The sequence below is a fragment of the Pseudoalteromonas sp. K222D genome (assembly GCF_017653575.1).
GTDB classification, from domain to species: domain Bacteria; phylum Pseudomonadota; class Gammaproteobacteria; order Enterobacterales; family Alteromonadaceae; genus Pseudoalteromonas; species Pseudoalteromonas nigrifaciens.
In genome coordinates, this window is the sequence record NZ_JAGGDL010000014.1 from 18802 (window position 1) to 42013 (window position 23212).

Here is a 23212-nt window from a genome sequence, read left to right on the forward strand (position 1 = left end):
TACCAACGCAGTTTTCAGCGGGGCCGACTGCTACTTTAGCAGTAGTATTAACAGTGAGTTGAGCTTTAGAATCCATCACAATCATCTTCAACATGCCTTTATTGTATTTAAAAATAAAACACTAACAGACACGTAAAAAAGTGACCGACAAATTCCCTTGGTAATTAAGATACGACAAAGTCGCCTGGTGTTAACAAGATTCTCTTAACAGGACTCAATCAAATCTGACAGTCGCATATGTGCCAAAATCAGAAGTTCAAAGTAACCGTTTACACAAGTTTAATTTTGCAAAATCTGCTATAATTTGAGTACTCCCTTGGGCCAGAGTTAGAATTTAATGACTTTAAAATCAATCAAATCTAAAAATGATTTTGAAAATGCGATCAAGCGTTTCGATGAGCTTTTTGATTCAGCAGAGCCTAATACTCCGGAAGGAGATGAGTTTGTTTTACTCAGTGAACTAATCGAAGATTACGAGTTAATCAACGTTGTATTAGAGAGAAAAAATCAAGAAGAGATAAGCGTTGATTTAGCTGAACTATAATCTTCGTAGACACTGTCTCTTAACTGCATGCATTCTGTGCTTGTAATTGGCCGTAAAAATTGGCTGTTTTTAAATACATCGCGTGGTGCTAATGCTAGTGCAATACTCTACAGTTTTGTTGAATGTGCTAAATCATCCACTGCCTTGGAATATCAAGCAAGGCTAGACGCCTTTCCCCATACGCTTACGTTTTAGCTGTTTTAAAGCTCAGATCTAAACTGTGCTGTAATTAAATTGTTTACGTCTTGTTTGTTTTTCATGCTAGTGTTCGGATTCGGTATATAAGGAAATTTCAAAGGGAATCATATGAAATTCAACAAAAAAAGCATATCTATTTCTCTGCTTGCCGCATCTACGATCATGATTGGTAGAATTGTGAGTTTACTATGAAGGTGGCAACACCTTCTATTTTATTTATGAGAAATACTCTTTTAAAAATTTTACTCGCCTTAACTGTGTGCTTGACGTCATGTAAGACTGTAGTGTTGAGTGATTTACAAGAAAATGAAGAGGTTTTTCGTACTAGAAAAATTTATAACAGTAAGTTTGAATTCATCTCGATAAGAAAATCCCAAAAAAGCAATGTGTTAAAAGAGAAAACTGATATTTCAAAGTACCAATTAATTTTTTCAAATTTAAATGAAAGAGTTGAAATAAGATTTTTAGTAAAAGATAAGTCTTATGCTAGATTACATGATAATTTCACTGAAAAAGCTTTTAGTACAATAATTCCAAATTATTTTCCATTTGACAATCATTTTAAGGTTGATTTGTTTTTCTTAGAAAATAATAACTATTTTTTAAAAGATGAAGTAGATGTGCATGAAGGAAGGATAAAACTTTTCTTTAATATTTCTGATAGAGAAACAAAAAATGAAATTGGAAATCGACTTATGAGAGCGGTTTCTATTGCCTACCACGAACTTTTCCATGTTGATTCAGCGATGAAAAATTTAACTATGCCACTAGTTGATGAAGAGGTGAAAGCAAGTACAGTAGAACTTTGTTCACTATTCTATATGCCATCATTTAGTAAGTTGACATTAAATAAAGATAACTTTACTAGACAATATTATAGTTATTTAAATAGAAATTTAGAAAGATCAAAAGATGGTTTTAATTTGGCTATGGGTAAGATATTAAAAATAACAAATAAAAAAGTTATAACGCAAAAAGATTTAATTGATAATAAAAAAATAAAAGCTTTATGTAATGACCTGTAGATTAATGATAATTATCGGAACAGTTTTTATTAGCCTGTTCTCATATGCAGAGGCAATGGTTAGTGAGGCCTTCTTAGTGCAACTCAGAAATGGCGACAACTAACTTGAAAAACTCCGACAGTAAACATAAAGAAGGAGGAAAAAAGGTAATGAGTTAGCCAGCTTATTCCAACTTTATACTAGCTCGGTAATCCCCCCGTGTGTTCTTGCTATACATTCGATCAAGTAGGTCTTTGCTAACACTCTTATATATAAGGACTGGCGTAATGCAATGAGTCGTTTCATCGTTAAATTTGAGGAACGCCTAAGTAAACATATTTAATGATAAAAACGAGCAGTTACACAGAATCCGTTACAGGCTCAGATTTGTACTCATTATTCATCCTCTGAGAATATATTTTCAATTTCTGAAATTGTTGTTTTATTAATGCCGGATATTACTGAAAGCTTTTGCTGTGTATAGCCTAAAGCCTTTCTACTTACGCTGACTTTCTTCCCTATTTCGATTCTGTTAGCCATATAATTACCAATAAAATTTATTATGCAGTCGGCATAATGTATCTGAAACGTCATGGTTAGCTACATGGCTAACATTTGATTAAGTAACTCTTTTGTTGGCTATATGGCTAACTTAAGGTTCAGTTAGAAGTCCCCCCTTTGATTCGGTAGGGGACGATACCACTTAAATAATAGGCTTACTTTTAACATTTGAGTCGAAATACAGCTTTACACCATTGACGTACGAAAAAGAAGCTGGGAGAGTAGCCCTTAAATCTTTACCTGAATTTACATCATATATAAGCGGCGAGTCGTGGAATACGGTAGCAACAGGTAGTTTTGGTGCAGTTAACAACAAAGTATACAATACTGTGTTTGGGGCGCTTGCCTCATGAATAACAATATAGTGGCCATTTAAAACCCCCGCGATCGAAGATGTAAAACCAATCGAACACCCAGTGTCAATCGTGTTAATTTCATCCGTGGGATTTACTATGATTTTTTTCCAAAAACCAGATTTAGCACTTTTAGGATTACCTTCTGTATGAAGGAAACTGTAAGCTTTAACGCACTCATCGCCAGAGTAAACAATGTAGTTATCAGACAGTATTCGTTTATCTTTTTGGAAAAATGCCCCGTGATAATTAGCGCCATCTATTTCGCCCATCGCTTTTTCAAAATAACCACCAAGCCTTTGCTGTACAAGGTATGCGGCATCAACGGGTTTCGTTATATCTAATTGCTCAACAGGTACAAAATCTACAATGTAAGGCCGCCATTCACGCCTTTCATTGGTATTAGACGCAAGAACACTGTTCCCTACAGCATTAAGAACGCCACCATAAAGAAATCCTGTCACAGCAGATAAACCAGTATTACTTCTGCCTACCCCACTGCTTAATGGGTCAGCAGAGTCATTTATACCACGGCCTACACCTGAGTTATACCCTAATTTAGCAAGGTTGAACGGCACACTATCATCGTTATTCCACCGATAGACTTCTGTACTATTAATGGTTAAAGGTATTGGATCGTTAGGTTCTAAAATATCCCAGCGGTAAGTTGAAGTTGATTTACAACTACTTAGAAGGGCTAGCGATATAACTGCGGTAAGTAATGTTGTTTTCATTTATTAATTTCCTTTTTGTTTTTTACATATAGTAACAATAACTAATCTTAAGGCTACACCTTGTGTGGCTTATTGTTCTAAAAAGGGCCAATCAACGAGAGGTCAGCTATGTATGAACACTGGTATTTTTGCACGTGTGACACTGACAATTCACGCAGATATGCTTTCTTTTGTCCAAAAAGTAGGTAATTGTTGAGTTTAAATGGTCATCCATGCAGATTACAGGCATTTTTACATGAGTAAAGTGGGTGCTTTTACGCATAAAAAACAGGTGCTGTACGCTATAAACCACTTTTATTTCACTAGGCCGTTTAAAATAGGTCATCTATGTATAAATATTGAGCTTTGACCTTGATGATACAGATGCCTTTCGCAGGCACACTGACTTTTTACCTATTAAATTAGTGCTTTACGCTAATGTCATTAGGTCATTACAAACGGTCATTTATGCAGAATACTGGTATTTCTACATAGTTATAATGGTGCTTTACGCTATAAATCTTATCAGTATCATTGGGGCGATTAAAATCGGTCATCTGTGTATAAATATTGAGTTTTCACCTTGATGATACAGATGCCTTTCGCAGGCACACTGACTTTTTACCTATTAAGTTAGTGCTTTACGCTAATGTCACTGGGTCATTGCAAACGGTCATCTATGTAGAGAATTGATGTTTTTACATGAGTAAAACAGGCATTTTTACGCATAAACACTCGCGCTTACGCATAAAAACCGGTGATTTCACGCTCTAAATCTCTCTCATTTCATTAGGTCTTTATAAGTGGTACATCATGTATACATATTGATTACTTACATGAGTAACATTGGCGCTTTTGCGCAAAGCACCACGCTATACCTATCGATTTCACCCCATTTGGGGCGTTTTTTAGCGCGTCGAACGCTGAGTATTCACTTTTACATTAAGATTTTACTGGTTGCTGGTGAACGACGATAAAATCGCTGACATGAGAGCGCCAAACCTACTCACTGGTTGTTAGCTGTTTGGCTCTATTATTATCGATGTTGACTTGTTTATCATCAACATCGGTATGAACTTGTGCTTTGTAATAATAGTTTACGAGGTATCAGTATTTGATAGATACGCTGCATAATGCAACGTATCTATAATTTTGAAGTGCTTTAATTAAGAGTTAATTACTTTAGCTATTTTCGCTTCTACGCTTTTGATAATTGAAGCAACATCAATCACGTTATTATTTGATTTTTGAGTTTGTACTACTGCATTTACCACTACTTTAGAGCCGTTTCTGTATGGGAATGACTCTACTAGCATAACGACTTTAGCGCCTTCAACGTCAAGCATGTAATAATCATCTAAAGCAAGCTTAGAGTTACTACCGTAAATACGGAAATTTTTACGTGCTTTGTTCATTAAACGATCAAAGTTTGCTTTAACCGATTGAGAAGGGTATTCAGAATTTATTTCAAACTTAGTTTTAAACTGAGTATTTGATAGGTAGTCAACAATATCCATACTAGGAACTGGAAAAGGAAGTATTAAACCTTGTTGATAAGAGGACATCTTAACAGGCTGATAAGTAACAATATTTGATTCTGAAGTGCGTTCAGTTGTCTCGTTAACTGTGTATACAGCGCCAGATCCTATCGTTCCATTATGAGTACGCTTTTCAACAATAACATTTCCACTCTCATTGCCAAACTTGATGCTGCCATACTTAGTACAACCTTTATCACCATAGCTTTCACATATATTATATGTGTTAAAGCTAATATCGATTGGTTGATTTAGTGGTAGCTTGTAGCTAACAGCGGGCAAGTTTGTGAGTGGAACATCTGCTGGCGGTGGCGTCGATTTACACGCGACTAATGCTGATGCGAATAATGCGACTGTAATTACTTTTTTAAACATTTTCTATCCTTTTTTAGAGTGAGATCCTTACACTTCCTATGCCTTGTATTTTTTGAACAAAAAACTACAAGGTTCTAACGCATTAAGAAGTAAAAAGATTCTAATAATATTCCTTAGTAACTTCAACTGATATTGTTGGTTTTAGTTGGTAATAAACGATGAGAGAAGAATCTTAGCGCCGGTTTGCTGATAGCTTTGTTTTTCTTCGTTGAGAACTTCACTTTTTGACTCAATTATTTACGCCAAACAAAGGCTTTTAGTTACCGTTTTTTACTTTTTTATACGCTAAAGAACGTCGAGCACTGAGTCTTTGCATTCACTATTTCACCGATTGCGCGAGATGAGACGACTAAATAACGTACTTAAGTCATACCTAAACTTGTTCCTGGTTGTCATTTTAACGCGTAAAATTAGCCTTAAATTTGGTAAAAAATTGCCTTACCACATAATAAAAAAGTGTATTTTTTCACATTTTCATCTCAGCTTTTTAGCTGCTAACACCCTATAAAATTTCCATATTGAGACACGGTGAATCCTTTTTTATGGGCATTAATTGATACGTCGGTATATTAAAAAGTGAATTTTTACACTTTTTTATCTCAGACTTTTAGTGTGTTAGCGTGTCGTAAATGGCCATATTGAGACACTTTTCACTCGCATTTTTCACGATTAAAACTGTCTCAAATGTTAAAAATCAGACGTTTTTGTGTCTCATTTAAAAAGCTAAATCGCGCGCAAAGCCTTGCTGTGTAAGGGTTTTAGGGGAGGGTGGTGAAATCTTCTAATAGCGGGAACTATTGGTTTTCTTTTTTGTTTTATTTCAATGGTTTATCGTTAAAAAGAGCTGTTTCATTACTGTTTAAAGTAAGGTGGTTTTATTGTAAGCGATTGATTTTAAATGATTTGATTGTAGGTGGGCGGTCAATTCGCACCCTTGTTTAAAACGTATCCATGCAGAGCGCTAAAATCGCCCCCGCTATGCACATCATAAACGCTCATCTGAGATTCAAAAAAATGTTAATAACTCTCATTTACACAGAAAGAACTGATAGCAAGTCAGTGGGTGTACATTTTAAAAATAGGACCGTACCTAATCCAATAAATAGTTAGCACATCATGCAGTGGGTGTGAGTACACTGGGATTGCAAACAGTGTTGGTGCTTTGGTTAGTTCTTCAATTACTAACTGCCCCCAAGGATGCAGATATTCCTGGTTTGTTTCAGGTGCTGCAACAAATAGCTGCCCCAGTGGCTCGGTGACAGCAGGTAGTAGCGCTGCACCATCATGTTCAATGACAAGTAATGTAGAAAATGAAAGTACCATGACAGGTGTAGTGAGATTAACAGCAACAAATACGATATCATCTACGTATAAAGATGATGATTCACAGTTATACCAATGGCAAAATACAACGCAGAATGATCTATTTAAGTATGTAACATCGGGTTGTTATGTTGATACATTTAGGCAAGATAAAGCAATGGCATCATTTTGTGGTGCAATAGTAAGAAACACTACAAAAGCTGTATTTAGTGCTGGTGACCATCAGCCGATAGTAACTTTTCATTTAGGAATATAAATGATTGGCAAGTGAGCTGGGCTGGTGATTGTGTTTCAAGTAGTGAGCAATGCGTGATAAATAACTTAGGTAGGCCATCAGGTAATGATAAAAAGTTCACCTCTACAGTCACAATAAAACACATACCTAGTGGGCAGGTAAGAACACAAAAAGTGACGGCAGTCATAAGCAATGACCTATAGTGCAAGGCTTAAACTGAACATGGTCTTTTTCTGCGGCTTTATTTTAAAAATATATGATGGATACGAATTAAATAATTAGGAACTAAAAATGAAACTATTAAAAACCGTTACTTTACCACTTTTAGCTGGTGCCACTTTTTTTGCAACAGCAAGCCCTGCAGACATTCGCTCGAACTACGAATCAGAAAACACTTTGCAGCAGCACTTACCTACGATGTATGGGTTTGGCGGTATTAGCGCTGTAAAATCTAATTCAGTTCCCAGTGTGGAGTTAGTTGTATTTTACCAACCAAGCTATGCTTCAACATTCGGAGAGTATAACGTATACAACCGCTCAGTTGATTTCGTTAACACACTCAACGAAGCTTTATTAACTCATGGTTTGGAAGGCTATAACGTCACTATTAAAGATATTGTACCCGTTGAATCAGTCCCAGATAGCGCACCTTATGTGGATGTTGTGGAAGATGGTGTAGTTGTTCAAGATGGTGCAGAGTACTTGTTTTCGTTGGCTGCCCTAAATGAAAATATAATGGTGAATGGTGAGCTAGAAAAAAGCCCAGAATATGAGATTTATCAAAATAAATGGAAAGCTGATTTAGTGGTTTACCTTCGTGAGCAGCGTGCTGGTGATCCACATTTGGGCCTTGCAGGTATAGGCGGGGAGTACTCAAGTGCAGTTGATATTGGTGGGGATTCGACCAAGCAAACAATAGTTGCGCATGAAATTGGTCATAATTTTGGGCTTGATCACGAAGAAGATAAAGCAAATATTGGTCCTGAGTACGCTCGTGCTTGGCAGTGTGGTGGTAAGCAAACGATGATGTATTCTTCAAGCCCACAAGCAGCTACACTGCGTCACTTTTCAGATCCAAACATTACAAATGGAGGTCAGGCCTGTGGTGATGAAGGTAAGGCATATAACGCAAAGGTTCTAGTAGATAACTACGCAGCCACATCACAAAGGCGTGAAGGTGTAGTTGAGTCAGGAACTGTAACTTTTAAAGATGTTTCATTTAGCGGTAATGAGTCAGAAGGAGTAGCAATAACACTTATTCGTAATGGTGATATTTCAGTGCCTGCGAGTGTTAAGGTGTTTGCTGAAAATGGATCAGCACTTTGGGGCGAGGACTTTACAACGTCATTTGTATTAGCTGAGTTTGAAGCAGGTCAAACGCAAGCTGAAATAGTTTACCCATTTGTTAATGATGGTGTTGATGAAGGTGTAGAAACATTAAAAATGCACCTAAAATACCCTTATAAACTAGCAGTGGGTGCGCAAAGTGAAGCCGCAATTACATTGCTAGATGGTGATAGCCAAGGTGCGGGTGGTGTAGTGTCAATTTACGGCCCTTCAGAGCTTGAAGAAGGGAAAGAGATTGAGCTAACTATTACGCGTGCTGGTGGCGTGGGTGAGATTGTTGTTAACGTTAAAACACAAAGTGATAATGCGGTTGAAGGTACTGATTATATTCCACTTAATGAAAATATCATCTTCAAAGAAGGTGTAGTTGAGCAGCAAGTATCAGTTACAACGCCATCTAATGATGTGGCAGAGATAGATAAAACAGTAACCGTAACTATTGCGAGTCCTAATGCAGGTGTCGAGTTTGATGTAAGGTCACATGTAATTACTTTGATTGATGATGATGCTAGTGGTGCTGGTACATTTGATATGCAAGGCAATAAGACTGTATCGGAAAGTGCTGGTAGCTATTCATTAACCATAAAGCGTGAAGGTGGCTTTGCAGCAACCTCGGTTAAGGTGACAAGTTCAGTAAAAGGTGTAGACACGGTTACAACGGTTGCATTTAACCAAAATGAAACTGAAAAAACAGTGGCGATACCATTCACGGACAATAACGTTGATGAAAGTAATTACCAGATGACAATTAACTTATCTAGTGATGATGCGGGTGCGCTGATTAATACATCGTCACTTGTAGTAGATATTATCGATAATGACTCTGCGAACGCTGGTAATGGCGAATCAAGCGGAGGTTCACTTGGCTTCTTATTTTTACTACTTGGTGCAGGTTTAGCAGGCAGGCGTAAACTTAAGAAATAAGAAACGAAAAAAGCCAAGTCTCATATGGGACTTGGCTTTTACTGTCGTAGATTTTTTTGTTTTATTTCAATTGCTTACCTGGTTTAAGGTAAGCATCTAGCCAAGTGCACCTGCAAGTAACTCGACAAAACGATTAAGCTATTTCCGAATTTCAATTAAGAGGTAGCTATGAGAAAAACACGTAGCCTTGAGCAGTAGCGTAATATAATAGAAGAGCAACAATCGAGTGATTTAACTATCACTGAGTATTGTCAGCAAAATGCTTTATCAAAAACAACTTTTTATGCCGTAAAAAACAAGCTAAAGGTATTACCTGACAATTTTGTTCGCGCCAAAATCACTAAACAACCTGACGTTATCAAACCGCAACAGCCGATAACCTTCACTATTTGGGGTATTTTTCTTTAAATTTCAATGGCTTATCCGTTTTAAGTCGTGTTGTATTACTGTTTAAAGTAAAGCGGTTTAAATTTAAGTAATTGATTTTAAATGGTTTGATGTTGATTTAAGGCCCGTTCATGCCCCCATTAATAAATAGCCAACAAAGAGCGCTAAAATCAACGTCTCATATAGTCTCACGTGAGACTGATTACAAATGAGAGGTACGAGGTGTCATGTTAGAAACATATGGGTTACACAAAATGTTAGGCATCTTATGTGGTTACAGCACCAAGGGTGCTACGATCAATGAACTAACTAAGGACATTAGTCAGAGCTAAAAATTGTCGAGTAATTACACTGTTTGAATGAACAGTTTTTAACCACTCTGTTTTGATGTACATTAAAACAATGTACTCAATTGGGCTTTGGTGAATCAACATGGAAACGGGTTTAGTAGAAATATATCTGCATCATTCATACTTTAAAGGAAGATTAACGGGGGTTGAATGCTTAGGCCATACAAATAATACAGGGGGTAACGGGGCTGGTAAAACGACGTTACTTAGTCTTATACCGGTATTTTATGGTATCGAGCCCAGTAAGGTGGTAGATAGGGCTGCGGGTAAAGTCTCTTTTGTAAATCATTATTTACCAACAAAAAAATCCATGATTGTTTTCGAATATAAAAAAACAGGGAGCTCTAAGTGCGTTGTTCTATATCGCTCAAACGACTCAATAGCATATAGGTTTATCGATGCGCCAGCCAGTGAAGCTCTATTTGGTCAAGCAATGTTAGATGCATTGCATGACTGTGGTAACGCAAAAGAGTGGTTAAGAAAATATGTATCTAACAAGTATGATGTTTCAAAACAAATATCGACGAGTATTGATTATCGCTCAATCATACAAAATGATAAGCAACGCTTAAGAACACGCCGAAAAACAGAAGGTTCACTTATCCCGTTAGCGCATCAGTATTCCTTATGTTCAAGTGACTCTCAAATGAGGCATATAGACTCATTGTCATCAGTACTCATGCGTCATGATAAGCTTTTAGCACAATTTAAGTTGATGGTTGTTGACAGTTTTTTAACTGATCAAATTGAAATAGGTGAAGCGCCTTATCACAAAGAAGATATGGAGTATGTTAGTAGTATTGAGACGTTAATTGAACTGGAAAAGCACAAAGATAAATTTTCAGAATCAATTGCTCAATATGAGGCGTTAAAAGAGTCATGGGGCTACTTGCTTTCATACCAAAGTAAGCTGAAAAATGAGCTATCCGCCAATGTTAATCTGCTTGAAGAACAAAGCCTCAAGAGAAAGCAGCTTAAAATTGAAAAAAGTGAACTCTTTAAAAAATCCCAAGAGCAGCTATCACGTCTTAACTCAGCATTTGGGAAGGACTTTAATAAAGCCGAAACTAAAAAGAGTTTAATCGATAGCATTTATGATGCGCGTGAAAAATGGGATACAGAAATCGACATTGTATCCAAAATAGCTGAATACGAAGGTTTAAGCTTTTTAGAAGATAAAGCTGAAAAAGATGCAAAGCATTTTAAAGCATTACTAGAGTCTGTTCACACTGAAAAGCAGGCTTACGATGCTGAAGTAAGTAAACATGAAATGGAAGCAAATCGAGAAGAGTTAGCGTTAACGCAAAAGATAAGTGAACTCCAAGAAAGCTTATACCAATTTGAGCTCGAAATGCAGCAAAAAGAGCTGGAAAAGAGTGAGCAATTCAACCAAAAACAACACGTGTTTAAGGAAGAACGAAATACCCAAAGTAAAGCATTATTGGAAGCAGTTCATTCATTACAGATTGAGCATCAAAAAGCGAGTAATTACACACACGAGGAGCAGAGATCGTTAGATAACCTTAAGAAAAAAGTAGTGGAATTAAATCGCTTTTTAATTAATGAGCTTTATGTACAGCAAAAGAATGCGCAAGAGCAACTAGATAATAAAAAACAAGAAAGAGAAAAATTATTAGCCCAGCGAAAACAAAAAAATAATGAATTAGACAATAAAAGAAATAAAAGAATTGAGATCACACACCGATTAACCCCAGAGGATGGTACTGTTCGCAGTTATTTAAACCAAAATTTAAAAAGTTGGCGTTCAACAATTGGTAAAGTGATCAGGCCAGAGTTACTCACGCTCAAAACATTATCGCCTGGTATTGCGGATGCTTCAGAGCACAGTTCTTTTTATGGTGTGCTTATTGATTTAGAGAACATACTACTGCCAGAAGAAGCGCAGTCTGATGAAATATTAAGCCAACAGCGAGAAGAAATAAGTCGTGAAATTGATAATTTAGTTAAAGATATTAAAGAGATAGATAAAAAGATCTCAACTTTAAATAATGATGTGAATACTATTGGTCTAGGTATCGGCAAACTGCTTCGAGATGATCAAAGGTATAAAGACGATATTGGTAAGTTTGAACTACAAGAAAAAGCAACAATACACACCATTAATAAGGATGTATCTAGTCGGTTGCGAGCTCTCGATAGTCAAATAACGCAAGCCATTGAAGCGCAACAGCAGTTTGATGACGCGACAAAAAAACGTGAATTAGAAATTCGTCATCAGTATCAAGAAGAACTTATTGCCTTTAAAGCAAATGCCTCTGCAGCGCACTCGCAAATGGTTGAAACAATTGCAGCGAAAGAAGACGCTATAACGGTGGTTAAAAATGACTTGAAACAGCGTTTAATTGAACTTAAAGATGCATTTAATTGTGTACTAAGAGATAAGGATATTGACCCAAAAACGGTTCAAGTCGCCAAACAACGACAAGTGGAATCCCAAGCGAAATACACCGAGGTAAAAGCGTTCTCGCACATTATTGCTGATTATAAGGCATGGGAATCGTCTACTTGGCGTAAAGTTGAATCATATGAGTCAGAGCTTGCATTGCTCAATAAAAGTATTTCACAAATTGAAAAAGAAATAACAACAGCGACTGAACAGTCCAAGCGCACTATGGATGATAAAAATTCAGTATTAAATGAGTTGGATAGAGCAATTGAAAAACTAGAGCAGATGAAGTCTGCGGTTGATTCTGCTTTAGAAGACATTGAATTACACAGTCAATATATCCCAGTGGGCCATCAACCTGCTCAATTAGATGATTCAATACCAATCGAGGTGATGATTCAGTCAGCTAAAGAGTCTGTAACGTCTATTAAAACACTTAGATGGAAAATTAGCTCTGCGGTTAAAAAAGTAGGCGAAATATTATTAGTCACAGGGAAATCAAATAATAAAGTCCTTCATATTTGGCGCAGTATGGAAGAGCAGCGCATTGCTATATCGGCGCATGAAAAGTTCAGTGAAGACCTTTATATTGAAAGCGTAGTCGATGTCAAAGTGTTAATCGAAGAGTCAATACCCGATATAAAAGCCGTTATTTTGGAATCAATAAAAACGGTTGGTGAAAGATATATCCGCTTTTACCAAGCACTCACAGGGTTAAAGAAAAAAGTAAAAAATGTGTCTGCTAAGTTAGTTAAAGAAATCAATACTTCAAACAATTTCAATGCATTAGATGATATTAAAATTGAGCTTGTTTCAAAGGTTGATGAATTTGATCTTTGGTCTGAGTTAATCGCATTCAATAGGGTTTGGGAGCGCTGGGGGGAGCTAGGCAAAGATAATTTACCTGAAAAAGATTTTGTAACAACTTTCTCCAGTGTTATTTCTGAACTGAAAGGCAGCAAAATTTCAAGCTCCATTGAGTCTTTAGTGGATATTGATATTTCTATGATAGAGAACGGTCGATTAGTAAATATAAGAACGGATGCAGACTTAAAGAGCATCAGTAGTACGGGTATTTCAAAGTTAGCCGTCATTGTTGTTTTCTGTGGAATGACGCGCTATTTGTGTAAAGATCATAACATCACGATTCATTGGCCTCTAGATGAACTCGGTGAGCTGTCGGATGAAAATGTTATGCTTCTTTTTGATTTTATGGATCAGAACAATATTTCACTATTTTGCGCGCAGCCCAATCCATCGGTTGTACTATTGAGATACTTTACTTCTAAAAATCATGTGGATAAAAATTTAGGTATAAAGAAATATGTATCTAGAAAAACAAGCAAGCAAAATCCTCTGATCACCAGCAGATCAGAGCAAGGTGTAGGGAGAGACGCTAATGTCTAGTCGTTTTGAACACTGTATTGAAGCATTACTAAATCAAAATATCGTCTGTGAGGTATCAAATTCAGACTGTTTTTCATATTTAGATACGCCAGAGAATGAAGAGTCAGTAAATAATTTCCTTCACCGTATTGGTAGAAAGGTTGCCAGAACGAGAGATCGCAAAGGGTTTTATTGCGTGTTCAGTTCGATTGAAGATAAAACAAAGCGAAATGCTGTTGAAAAACACTTTGAATATATCATTATCAATTTAGAAGGGTTAATTGACTGGTTACGTTTAGTTCGTAATGCAGAGCATGAATCAAGGCCGATAGAAGCAGGCATGAGAATTAAAGAATCTGAATTACTTGCTGCGATAGAAGAGTCATCATCACTTAAGTTGCAGTTAGAGAACATTGCACATAAGTTTAAAAGGGCACAAAACTCGACTGAAACGAAAACGAAACTGCGTTCAATATTGCAACATTTAGTAGATGAAAAGTACCTGACTTCAATAGGCGGCAGCGGATCTGTCTATATAGCCACGGCAAAATGGTCATTAATTTACGATCAACTAGAGTTTATAAAACTATATGAGGGCATCGAAGGCGAAAGTGATGGTAATGAAGAACAAGCGGAGTTGTTCTAATGGGAAGAAAAGAAGATTCAAAGGCTGCCATCAGAGCCCTCAATAAGCATATAGATGTTATCGATGAGTCTTGTTATATCGCAAGAGGTCAAATTGAAGACTTGCCAGAAAATGAGCAAGTGATTAACTCTTTGAGCAAAAACCGATTAGCCTATTATTTAGATGAGTCACTTGGTGTTCAGTTACACAGTAAAGTCCGTGGGTTATTAGACCATGTCACAAGCAGGCACCGGTTTAGAGAAAGGCATGGCGCTTTTTCAGGGTTGATAGAGGACCTAGAAAATACCATCCAAAGTTATAAACAAGCTAAAACTCGCCGTTATAGTGATGGTGAGCGATTCTTTGATGAGATACGTGAAACAGTTATGGAGTTGATGGATACGCTAACAGACACCGTTAATATGTTTCATCACATTATAGGTGATGAGTTTAGTGTCGTTTGCGACATTGATGAAAAAATTAAACAAACATCTCGTTGTAAACAAGAAATAACAAAGTTAAACCATGTGTTCAATCAGTTAAGCGTCGATAAAATGAATAGCTGGGTAGGGGTTGACCTTCAACTTGAAAGGTTGCTTATGAAAGTTTTAAAAGCCCATGTCGATAAATGCTTAAAAGATTTAGCAGCGAGTAACCGTAAATTGGTTAAAATGCTAGATAAACTGATGAAAGATAAAAGTGCTCAACGATTAAATAAATTAATTGATTCGTTTCATGGTAAATACACATCAGAGCCAGGTTATAGACCCGATATATCCTCTTTTTTGAATTTGCCTGTTTGTGTATCTATTGCTGAAAAGTTACCTTTAGGTGGCTATGGGGATTTAGATAGTGCGAGAGATGAAGAGCTATTGATAGATGCGTCTTTATCTGCGCTAAAAAAATCTGGAAACACGCCTAATCAATTAAATACCGAGGATGAAAGCGTTGTTATTACGGATGAGCGAGGTGTTGAACTTGATGAGAAAATTGATTCTCTGATTGAAAATGTAGAATTCTTTTTTGATGCATTATTCGATAGTGAACACACTGACGATCTCTCTGCGATAAAGGCATATTACCAACTAAAAGTTGCCTCAAGCGTTGAAGATTGGATGTTGATGATAACGAGCTACTTTGAAGCTCAACGAAAATCCGTTTTAAAAATTGCACACGTGCAGGAGTTAAGAGAAATAACCCCTCCATTCGATGGGACTGTTTATGTCACAGACATAATTTTTAAAAAGGTCTCAAATGAAATTAGATAAAAAGACCGTGCGGGCTGCTCAGCGATTAATTCAAAAATCTCCGCGAGTAGTTAATGAGTCTGCTGTTCTTAAGACGATAGTAGAAGAGCTGGACATAGCAGATATCAGAAATAAGAAAATTTATTTTACTGCTGAAAATTTGGCTTACATTGAAAAGTACTTTGATAACGCACTCGAAGCACCATTATTAACTATAGACTTAGATGTTGATACTCGGTTAATTGCAGCTAAAAAGCTGAAAAATGAAAAATGGGCGAGAGGAGGCGTCTTTGATGGGATGTTGTCTATGGCAGGTAAAGCGCCGATCCCCGTTATTGGTTCAACGGTTCATGTTCAACCAGGCATCGTTTATTCAATGCGTTATGAGAAACTAGATATTACTAAGATTCATACATTATTGATTGTGGAAAATGGTGAGCTAATAACAAACTGGGATAAAGTCATTCCTCATCTGCCTAAGGAATATCAAAATGCACTTATCTTATTTAAAGGCTATGGTGAAAACCAAAATCACCTTAAAATAATGCTTAATGAACTCAACCCCAGTGTTAATGTTGGTATCTTTTTTGACCATGATGCTGCAGGTATTGATATGGCTTTGAAATTATCTCAATACTGCTATATCGACATAGTTGTGCCGATATTCTTATCTGACAGTATTTTAATGAAATCAAAAGCTGAAGAATTCGAAAAACAGTTTCCTCAGTTGTTTAGAAGAATCAACTGTCAAAAAACACCACCACAAATTAAATCCATATTAGAAGATATGCAAAAGAGAAAGTTAGCAATTACACAGGAGCACCTCATCACTCATAGTACTTCTCTTGGTTTAATAAAAGGCGTGAAATATAATGATTAATGGGGGCTTAGGTACAAAAGGATCCAGATTAAAAGCTATTGAAATGTTTGCTTATTGGGAAGGTGTAGTAAATGCATCGACTTTAGCGAAATTGTTTAAAGTTACCATTAGTAATATTACTAAAAGCTTAACTGACTATAGGGAGCTATACCCAGGTACACTCATCTACAATAAAAGCTTAAAAAGGTATGAACCCGCCGCGTCTTTTTCATGCAATTATATCGATGGCTCGTGGCAAGAGTATGCAGCCTTTTTAAGGATCAATAGCCAAGTGTATAAGTCTGATTATTGGGGAGCGTTGGCAATAGACTTTGGCCCGTTATATACAGGCTCTGTTGATCCTAAAGTTGTCAGAATGATTACCCAAGCTATTACTAAAAAGCAGGCTGTTAAAATTACATATTACTCACTATCTCAACCTGCCGGAAAAGAGCGAATAATACACCCAATAGCATTAGCTGATAGCGGAGTGCGCTGGCATTGTAGAGCATTCGATGAATTTAGAAGTGAATTTAGGGATTTTCATCTAGGTAGAATAACGCAGGCAGAGTTATTTTCATCTTCGACCATTGATGCTGAAAAAGACACTGCATGGATGACGTCAGTTGAATTACATATCGCGCCGCAACCGAGTTTAACGTGTGAGCAAAAAAATGTAATCATGATGGATAAAGGGCGGGGCGAGAGCTTTTCAGTCAAAGTAAGAGCGGCTATGACTGAGTATTATCTCCAGTTTTATTTAATAGAGAAACACGTTAGAGATAGCAACCCTTTGGAAAGACCTTTGTATTTAAAAAATTATGATGAGATTAAACCGTGGTTATTTGGCGGGTGAGTATCGGAGTTTTTCAAGTTAGGAAGGCGTTCATAATTCTGTGTCAGGCTAAAAATGAAATATCTAACACGTCAACTATTCGAACATTCGAAATGGGTCGATAATTGCGACAATGCCAGGCTCCAATTAAGGATGGGCATTGTCCATTTCTATTATTTTTAAACACAATTTAAGCTCGACCACGCAGTGCAGAAATACAGCTTGCTAGAATTACAAATCCTAAAGACATTTTAAACGCCAATGAAATAGTACTCATTAATGCGGGGCTATTTTGCGCTGAAAAAGTGCTGTCTCCAAGGTAATACTGCACAATTAAGTTGATTAAGCTCATACCAAATAAATTACCAATCGTGCGTGACAAATTCATTGAGGAAGACGCAACCCCTAGCTCACTTTTATCTACGGCGCCCATAATGGCATTGTTATTTGGGGTTGAAAATAAGCCAAAGCCAATGCCTAGCAATAACAGTGAGCCGCTAATATAAGTTGTGCTTGAGTTCACCGTTAGTAGAGAAAGTAGAAAAAAGCCAACCATAACAATGACACAGCCTAATGTAGCAAGTAAGCGCGGCTGTATTTTATCGGCAAATTTACCTGCCAGTGGCGCCATGATAGCCATTGACACCGCTTGGAGTAATACGATTTGCCCTGCATGTGCGGGGCTTAATCCTTTAATATATTGCAAATACAAACTTAATAAAAAGGCCAGTGAAAAGTTACTGGCATACATTAAAAAGGAAGTGGACAAGGATAGGCTGAATACACGACTTTCTAAAAACATTTGCACTCTAATGAGTGGTCGCCTACTGCGACTTTGATGAACAATAAATAACATCAAAAAGGTGATTGAAAGTAATGTTAAAAGCCAGCCTGACATACGTGGTAAATCACTTAACCCTAATACTAAGCACAGTGCGAAAAGCGAGAAGATAACGGTGCCCCACCAGTCAAACGGTGATTTTTTATCGTTTTTCCACTCACCCTGTAAAAACAATTTAATGGTAATGAGCAGCATAAGTACCAGTGGGATCTGCGAGTAAAACACGGCGCGCCATCCCCACATTTCAGTGAGCCAACCACCCATTGCCGGGGCTGCGCTGAGCCCTATATACACACATGCCGCAGAGGTGCCCAGTGCCATCCCTCGTTTATTATCAGGTGTGACAGAGGTTATGATGGCAACGCCGATACCAAAAATCATGGCGCCTGCGGCTCCTTGTATAAAGCGCCAAAAAAGCACCCACTCAATCGATGTTGCCAGCGCACACATAAGCGAGGCCAGCGCATTTAAGGCTAAACCAGAAGCATATACGCGTTTGCGGCCATAGTTGTCTGCTATTTTTCCGCACGGTAGCATAAACATGACGCTACTGAGTAAATACAAGGTGGGCATCCACGCGATCATTTTCGCGCTCGCATTTAAATCTTCAGCGAGATTTGGGATAGCTATGTTAACGCCTGCCATGCCAAGTGGCCCTATAATAGAGCCGCTACAAACGATAATAAGTGCAATGGTAGTCGGGGGAAGTTTAAACAAGAAGAGTCCTTTTATTTACTAGTCTTAAAAATGATACGTGTAGATATTTGCTTGTAAAGGCTTTGATGTCGTTGAGAGCGAAGCGATGCCTTTAGTTCAATATAATTGCGTGATTCCCCCAAACAGGTGATTATTTACCAGGTTGGCATACTTGCATCTGGCTCAGAGCATCATTCCAGAGAAAGCGACAGCGCTTATATGTGCTACGCATTATGACTAAAAAAGGGAGGAAGATCTTTATGATTTGAAAATTAAAATGTTCAATATTAAATGCTGTTTAATAAAAGTTTTCATTGTGGATAATTGAACGAAATGGCAGCTTTACACACTGTGTACTAAGACTTCATTTACCTATGGTTAATTTTTATTATTTAGCGATTTCCACGAATGTTTTTTCTCCTAAAATTTCGCGATATTTATTTGCGAGCGCATTTTTCGCATCATCATCGCCATGCACTATTTTTATATGGTTGGGCTTTTTACGCATGCCGGTTACAAATTTTATTAACCCATTTTGATCTGCGTGGGCGCTGTAGCCGCTTATAGTGTGTACTTTGGCGTTTATGATAATGCGAGTGTCGTTTACAAATACATAGCCGTTACGAGGGCCATAGGTTTGTATATCATGCCCTAATGTGCCGCGTCCTTGATAGCCTACAAACAGTATGTCGGTGGTTTTGTCACTTAAAAAACGCGCTAGGTAATTTACAATGCGCCCGCCGGTGCACATGCCGCTGGCGGCTAAAATAATGGCGGGGGTTTGGCGAGTGGCTAAGTAGTTAATAATGGCCACATGCTCTTTATGAGTGTCGATTGTAGTTAGGTTTTTAAAGTCGAGCGGGTGGCGGCCTTTGGCAACTTTGCGTTTGGCTTCAGCGTCCCATAAATGTTTAAAATTTCTGTACTGCTCAGTAAAATTTGCCGCCATGGGGGAGTCTAGTATTACGTGTATGCTGTGCCATGGTGAGTTTTTAGGTGCGCTGTGAATTAACTGCTCTAGTTCGTAAAGTAGCTCTTGAGTTCGACCTATACTAAACGCGGGCACGAGTACTACGCCGTTATCGGCAACCGCACCTTCGATTACTTTTTTTAATGTTTGAGTACGCTCTTTACGCCCTTGATGGTTTTTATCGCCATAGGTCGATTCAATGACTAGAGTGTCGGCTTTATACGGCGGCTTAGGTGTGGGTAATAGGGGAGTATAGGGCGCGCCTAGATCGCCAGAAAACACCACGCGATGCGTACTTTTACCTTGTGTGTTGTTAGGAGTGGTTTTAGTGCTTTTGTTCTCAAGAATGTCAATTTCAACATAGGCTGAACCTAAAATGTGCCCTGCTCGCTGAAACCGTGCTTTGGCTGTTTGGGTATTTTCAGCATTATTAACGCTTGGATTGATAGGTAAGTTAAACCAGGTTTTAAAATCAACCGCAACAATACGCTTGGCTAACAAGCTTAAACAGGCAGCAATTATTTTAGGATCGCGTGTTACCCCTACTTTTAATGCATCCTCTATCACCAGTGGTAATAAACTGGCCGACGCTTTAGTGGTGTAAATAGGCCCTTTAAATCCCGCAGCCAATAAATACGGTATGCGCCCCACATGATCAATATGGCAATGAGTAACAATTAATGCCGTAACATTAGTTATATCAAACCCAATAGCTAAATCAGTTTTTGAATCCTCCCCCTGAAATAGTCCACAATCAATGAGTATTGATGTGCTGTTATTTATCACTAGTTCATGGCACGAACCGGTAACGCCATTAACAGCCCCATGATGCAGTATTTTCATTGTTCGTCCTTGTATGCTTAAAAAGGGCGGTGATCTACTTTTAGCCGTAACTTTCAATTAAAGATGAAGCAGCTTTTAAGTGTTTTAACGTATTGTTTGTAACAGCTTAGTTTTAATTAGTTTAAATGCAAGGGTAGGTAATGGGTTGCGATTAGTTTTCAGTTAGAAATAAAAATAAGGGCAGAGTGTGTTGCTAGTGTGTTTTTTGCACTTTTCAATTTGCCTATAATTTAGCCTTAACTATACTTTTAGCTGATATAGAATATTTTAAATATTAGGGATGAATATGAAGGTAACAGTTGTAGGTACTGGTTATGTTGGTTTGTCGAACGCCATGTTACTAGCCCAGCATAACGAGGTTATAGCACTTGATATAGATGAGCAAAAAATAGCCCTTTTAAATAATAAGCAATCGCCGATAGTCGATTTTCATATAAGTGAATATTTACAACGAGATGATATAAGTTTTACTGCAACAACTAATAAAAGCATGGCGTACTGTAACGCTGACTTTATTATTATAGCGACCCCTACCGATTACGATACCCACACTCATAATTTTAATACCAGCTCTGTTGAGGCCGTGATAAACGACGCTTTGGCTTATAATCCACACGCGGTAATAATTGTTAAATCGACAGTGCCAGTGCGTTTTACGCAGCGGATGAAAGCGCAGCTGGGCGTAGACAATATTATATTTTCTCCTGAATTTTTACGTGAAGGTAAGGCGCTTTACGATAACCTACACCCATCACGCATTGTGGTTGGTGAGCAAAGTGAGCGTGCTGCTGTATTTGCTAATTTACTTAAGCAAGGGGCGATTAAACAAGATATAGCAGTGTTGTTTACTGAGTCGACCGAAGCTGAAGCCATTAAATTATTTTCAAATACCTATCTTGCAATGCGGGTCGCATATTTTAACGAACTTGATACGTATGCCGAAGCGCATGGATTAAATAGTAAACAAATTATACAAGGGGTTGGACTTGACCCTCGCATTGGTAATCATTATAACAATCCATCGTTTGGCTATGGTGGCTATTGTTTGCCAAAAGATACCAAGCAGTTATTAGCAAATTATAAAGACATACCCAACAATATGATTTGCGCTATTGTTGATGCCAATACCACACGTAAAAATTTTATAGCGGATTCAATTATTAAACGAAATCCTAAAGTCGTTGGAATTTACAGGCTCGTTATGAAAACGGGATCTGATAACTTTAGAGCGTCTGCTATTCAAGGGATCATGAAGCGAATTGCAGCCAGTAATGTGCAAATGGTGGTGTATGAGCCAGAGCTTAAAGAAGATGTTTTTTATAACTCTCGCGTTATTAGAAACTTAAATGAATTTAAACAAATATCTGATGTAGTTGTTTCTAACCGTATGGTTGAAGAGTTGAGTGATATTACAGATAAAGTATACACACGCGATTTATTTGGTAGTGATTGAAAGTGAGGCGGTTAAAGATAGAGATTAATAGTTGCTTTCAGGTTTATACTTCGCTTGGGTTAAAAGCACGCGAAATAAATTCGCGCCTATTAGGGTAAGTTTGAGTATTACTAAAATGGAGCGCTATCTTTAGCCTGTTCTATCTTGTTTACTGTATATATTCTCTACATTGAAAATGAATCTGGTTATGTTTAAGTAATCAAATACCCTTGCTGAAAATAAACACAATACTAACGTTATAACTGTAACGATAAGCGATTGCATGATCCCCGTAGCATCTAAGACTAAAAATAAATTATTTAAAGGTTTCATGACGACAATAAAGAGTGCATGTAAAACTAATATAATTAGAGTGTTTCGGCCAAGGTATGCCATTAAGTTTGTTACATAGTTATCTTTAAAAATAATAAACAAAGACCAAAAGAACGATGTGAGCAGTAAACACCATATAACTTCTGAGGCGGAAAACAGATTATATATATCGATAAGCCAAAAAGTGTTTCCTAAATAAAACAATACTACAAGCAGCAAAGACAGTTTAAAGGGGAACGAAAAGCCATCCGGGTACAGCTGCTTAACTATAATTCCGAGTATAAAATAGGTAACAGTTCTAAATGTTATAACCCCGAACTTGGTCATAATTAATAAGATAAATATAGAGATAAGCAGTGCGATAGCAATGCTTTTAGTATCAGAAGAGAATCGAGCTGTTACATATCTTGAAAAGAGAATTGAGAGTTGAATAACGATTAAGGAGTGAAGAAACCAATATCCTCCAATTGGGTTTAAAAAGATGATACGAATAAATTCAGATATTGTTTTTGGGGCCACGTTTGTTGTTTTAATACCTAAGTACTGAACAAGTATTAAGCCCACTAAATATAAAAAAATAAAGATGAGGTAGGGTAACGCAATTCTCTTTAAAATCTTTAGCGCACTGTTTTGAATATTAGCGTTAAAACTAAAAAAGTAACCCGATAAAATAAGAAATAATGGCATATGAAACGTGTATATAAAGGCTTTCACTGTATAAAGACTACTTGTAAAAGAACCTATATATGAAACGTGACCAAATACCATCAATAAAATGCACATTCCTTTAATTGCATCCGGGCTATTATCACGATTTATCATTATTATTTTTCTCACTCATATTTTGTTGTTTTAAGTTAGTATAAGTTAGCCGACATTGAAGAAT

The 23212-nt window shown here is 37.3% G+C and carries 17 protein-coding genes; 10 read left to right on the forward strand and 7 right to left on the reverse strand.

Annotation, left to right across the window (positions count from 1 at the left end):
• Positions 1-337 precede the first annotated feature (337 nt).
• Both J5X91_RS08850 and J5X91_RS08855 read left to right on the forward strand, forming a co-directional pair.
• On the forward strand, positions 338-544 hold the full coding sequence (locus tag J5X91_RS08850) for a hypothetical protein (RefSeq protein ID WP_208834450.1): 207 nt from the start codon (positions 338-340) through the stop codon (positions 542-544).
• Positions 545-930: 386 nt separating this feature from the next.
• Positions 931-1767 carry a hypothetical protein gene (locus J5X91_RS08855; RefSeq protein WP_208834451.1) on the forward strand — a complete coding sequence of 279 codons (837 nt, stop codon included), beginning with the start codon at positions 931-933 and terminating at the stop codon, positions 1765-1767.
• Between the two features lie 375 nt (positions 1768-2142).
• Here J5X91_RS08855 and J5X91_RS08860 read toward each other — a convergent pair whose 3' ends face one another.
• The 4 genes from J5X91_RS08860 to J5X91_RS08875 all read right to left on the reverse strand — a co-directional run bounded on the left by J5X91_RS08860 (position 2143) and on the right by J5X91_RS08875 (position 6609).
• A complete protein-coding gene (locus J5X91_RS08860) occupies positions 2143-2286 on the reverse strand; it encodes a helix-turn-helix domain-containing protein (RefSeq protein ID WP_244363804.1) in 144 nt (47 codons plus the stop codon).
• A gap of 163 nt (positions 2287-2449) precedes the next feature.
• The gene (locus J5X91_RS08865) at positions 2450-3394 is read right to left on the reverse strand and encodes a hypothetical protein (protein ID WP_208834452.1); all 945 of its coding nucleotides are present in this window, start codon (positions 3392-3394) and stop codon (positions 2450-2452) included.
• Between the two features lie 1145 nt (positions 3395-4539).
• Complete coding sequence (locus J5X91_RS08870; RefSeq protein WP_208834453.1) at positions 4540-5286, reverse strand: hypothetical protein; 747 nt, start codon at positions 5284-5286, stop codon at positions 4540-4542.
• A gap of 1056 nt (positions 5287-6342) precedes the next feature.
• Positions 6343-6609, reverse strand: coding sequence for a hypothetical protein (locus J5X91_RS08875; protein ID WP_208834454.1), 267 nt, complete (start codon positions 6607-6609; stop codon positions 6343-6345).
• Here J5X91_RS08875 and J5X91_RS08880 point away from each other — a divergent pair.
• The 7 genes from J5X91_RS08880 to J5X91_RS08910 all read left to right on the forward strand — a co-directional run bounded on the left by J5X91_RS08880 (position 6608) and on the right by J5X91_RS08910 (position 17232).
• Complete coding sequence (locus J5X91_RS08880) at positions 6608-6865, forward strand: hypothetical protein (protein ID WP_208834455.1); 258 nt, start codon at positions 6608-6610, stop codon at positions 6863-6865. The genes J5X91_RS08875 and J5X91_RS08880 overlap by 2 nt on opposite strands.
• 270 nt (positions 6866-7135) lie before the next feature.
• On the forward strand, positions 7136-9115 hold the full coding sequence (locus J5X91_RS08885) for a Calx-beta domain-containing protein (protein ID WP_208834456.1): 1980 nt from the start codon (positions 7136-7138) through the stop codon (positions 9113-9115).
• An 819-nt stretch (positions 9116-9934) separates the two neighbouring features.
• Positions 9935-13666, forward strand: coding sequence for an ATP-binding protein (locus tag J5X91_RS08890; RefSeq protein ID WP_208834457.1), 3732 nt, complete (start codon positions 9935-9937; stop codon positions 13664-13666).
• Positions 13659-14291, forward strand: a complete 633-nt coding sequence (locus tag J5X91_RS08895) for a hypothetical protein (RefSeq protein ID WP_208834458.1) — start codon at positions 13659-13661, stop codon at positions 14289-14291. The genes J5X91_RS08890 and J5X91_RS08895 overlap by 8 nt, the downstream gene beginning before the upstream one ends.
• Positions 14291-15538, forward strand: a complete 1248-nt coding sequence (locus J5X91_RS08900) for a hypothetical protein (protein ID WP_208834459.1) — start codon at positions 14291-14293, stop codon at positions 15536-15538. Before J5X91_RS08895 ends, J5X91_RS08900 begins: the two co-directional genes overlap by 1 nt.
• Positions 15525-16397, forward strand: coding sequence for a hypothetical protein (locus J5X91_RS08905; protein ID WP_208834460.1), 873 nt, complete (start codon positions 15525-15527; stop codon positions 16395-16397). Before J5X91_RS08900 ends, J5X91_RS08905 begins: the two co-directional genes overlap by 14 nt.
• The gene (locus J5X91_RS08910; protein ID WP_208834461.1) at positions 16390-17232 is read left to right on the forward strand and encodes a WYL domain-containing protein; all 843 of its coding nucleotides are present in this window, start codon (positions 16390-16392) and stop codon (positions 17230-17232) included. Before J5X91_RS08905 ends, J5X91_RS08910 begins: the two co-directional genes overlap by 8 nt.
• Before the next feature lie 169 nt (positions 17233-17401).
• Here the strand turns inward: J5X91_RS08910 and J5X91_RS08915 are convergent, their stop codons facing one another.
• Together J5X91_RS08915 and J5X91_RS08920 are read right to left on the reverse strand one after the other, a co-directional pair.
• Positions 17402-18769, reverse strand: coding sequence for an MFS transporter (locus tag J5X91_RS08915; protein ID WP_208834462.1), 1368 nt, complete (start codon positions 18767-18769; stop codon positions 17402-17404).
• 367 nt (positions 18770-19136) lie between these two features.
• A complete protein-coding gene (locus J5X91_RS08920; protein WP_089367730.1) occupies positions 19137-20561 on the reverse strand; it encodes an MBL fold metallo-hydrolase in 1425 nt (474 codons plus the stop codon).
• A 286-nt stretch (positions 20562-20847) separates the two neighbouring features.
• Here J5X91_RS08920 and J5X91_RS08925 point away from each other — a divergent pair, with 286 nt between their 5' ends.
• Positions 20848-22014 carry a nucleotide sugar dehydrogenase gene (locus J5X91_RS08925; protein ID WP_011327154.1) on the forward strand — a complete coding sequence of 389 codons (1167 nt, stop codon included), beginning with the start codon at positions 20848-20850 and terminating at the stop codon, positions 22012-22014.
• A 129-nt stretch (positions 22015-22143) separates the two neighbouring features.
• Here J5X91_RS08925 and J5X91_RS08930 read toward each other — a convergent pair whose 3' ends face one another.
• Entirely contained in the window at positions 22144-23148 is a 1005-nt protein-coding gene (locus J5X91_RS08930; protein ID WP_208834463.1) for an acyltransferase family protein, read from the reverse strand.
• Positions 23149-23212: the final 64 nt, after the last annotated feature.

Coding starts and splice junctions, on each gene's coding strand:
- J5X91_RS08875 (WP_208834454.1), bottom strand. CDS start 6,609: ATGGTACTTTCATTTTCTACATTACTTGTCATTGAACATGATGGTGCA.
- J5X91_RS08905 (WP_208834460.1), top strand. CDS start 15,525: ATGAAATTAGATAAAAAGACCGTGCGGGCTGCTCAGCGATTAATTCAA.
- J5X91_RS08865 (WP_208834452.1), bottom strand. CDS start 3,394: ATGAAAACAACATTACTTACCGCAGTTATATCGCTAGCCCTTCTAAGT.
- J5X91_RS08920 (WP_089367730.1), bottom strand. CDS start 20,561: ATGAAAATACTGCATCATGGGGCTGTTAATGGCGTTACCGGTTCGTGC.
- J5X91_RS08860 (WP_244363804.1), bottom strand. CDS start 2,286: ATGGCTAACAGAATCGAAATAGGGAAGAAAGTCAGCGTAAGTAGAAAG.
- J5X91_RS08895 (WP_208834458.1), top strand. CDS start 13,659: ATGTCTAGTCGTTTTGAACACTGTATTGAAGCATTACTAAATCAAAAT.
- J5X91_RS08890 (WP_208834457.1), top strand. CDS start 9,935: ATGGAAACGGGTTTAGTAGAAATATATCTGCATCATTCATACTTTAAA.
- J5X91_RS08910 (WP_208834461.1), top strand. CDS start 16,390: ATGATTAATGGGGGCTTAGGTACAAAAGGATCCAGATTAAAAGCTATT.
- J5X91_RS08855 (WP_208834451.1), top strand. CDS start 931: ATGAAGGTGGCAACACCTTCTATTTTATTTATGAGAAATACTCTTTTA.
- J5X91_RS08900 (WP_208834459.1), top strand. CDS start 14,291: ATGGGAAGAAAAGAAGATTCAAAGGCTGCCATCAGAGCCCTCAATAAG.
- J5X91_RS08885 (WP_208834456.1), top strand. CDS start 7,136: ATGAAACTATTAAAAACCGTTACTTTACCACTTTTAGCTGGTGCCACT.
- J5X91_RS08930 (WP_208834463.1), bottom strand. CDS start 23,148: ATGATAAATCGTGATAATAGCCCGGATGCAATTAAAGGAATGTGCATT.
- J5X91_RS08850 (WP_208834450.1), top strand. CDS start 338: ATGACTTTAAAATCAATCAAATCTAAAAATGATTTTGAAAATGCGATC.
- J5X91_RS08870 (WP_208834453.1), bottom strand. CDS start 5,286: ATGTTTAAAAAAGTAATTACAGTCGCATTATTCGCATCAGCATTAGTC.
- J5X91_RS08880 (WP_208834455.1), top strand. CDS start 6,608: ATGACAGGTGTAGTGAGATTAACAGCAACAAATACGATATCATCTACG.
- J5X91_RS08925 (WP_011327154.1), top strand. CDS start 20,848: ATGAAGGTAACAGTTGTAGGTACTGGTTATGTTGGTTTGTCGAACGCC.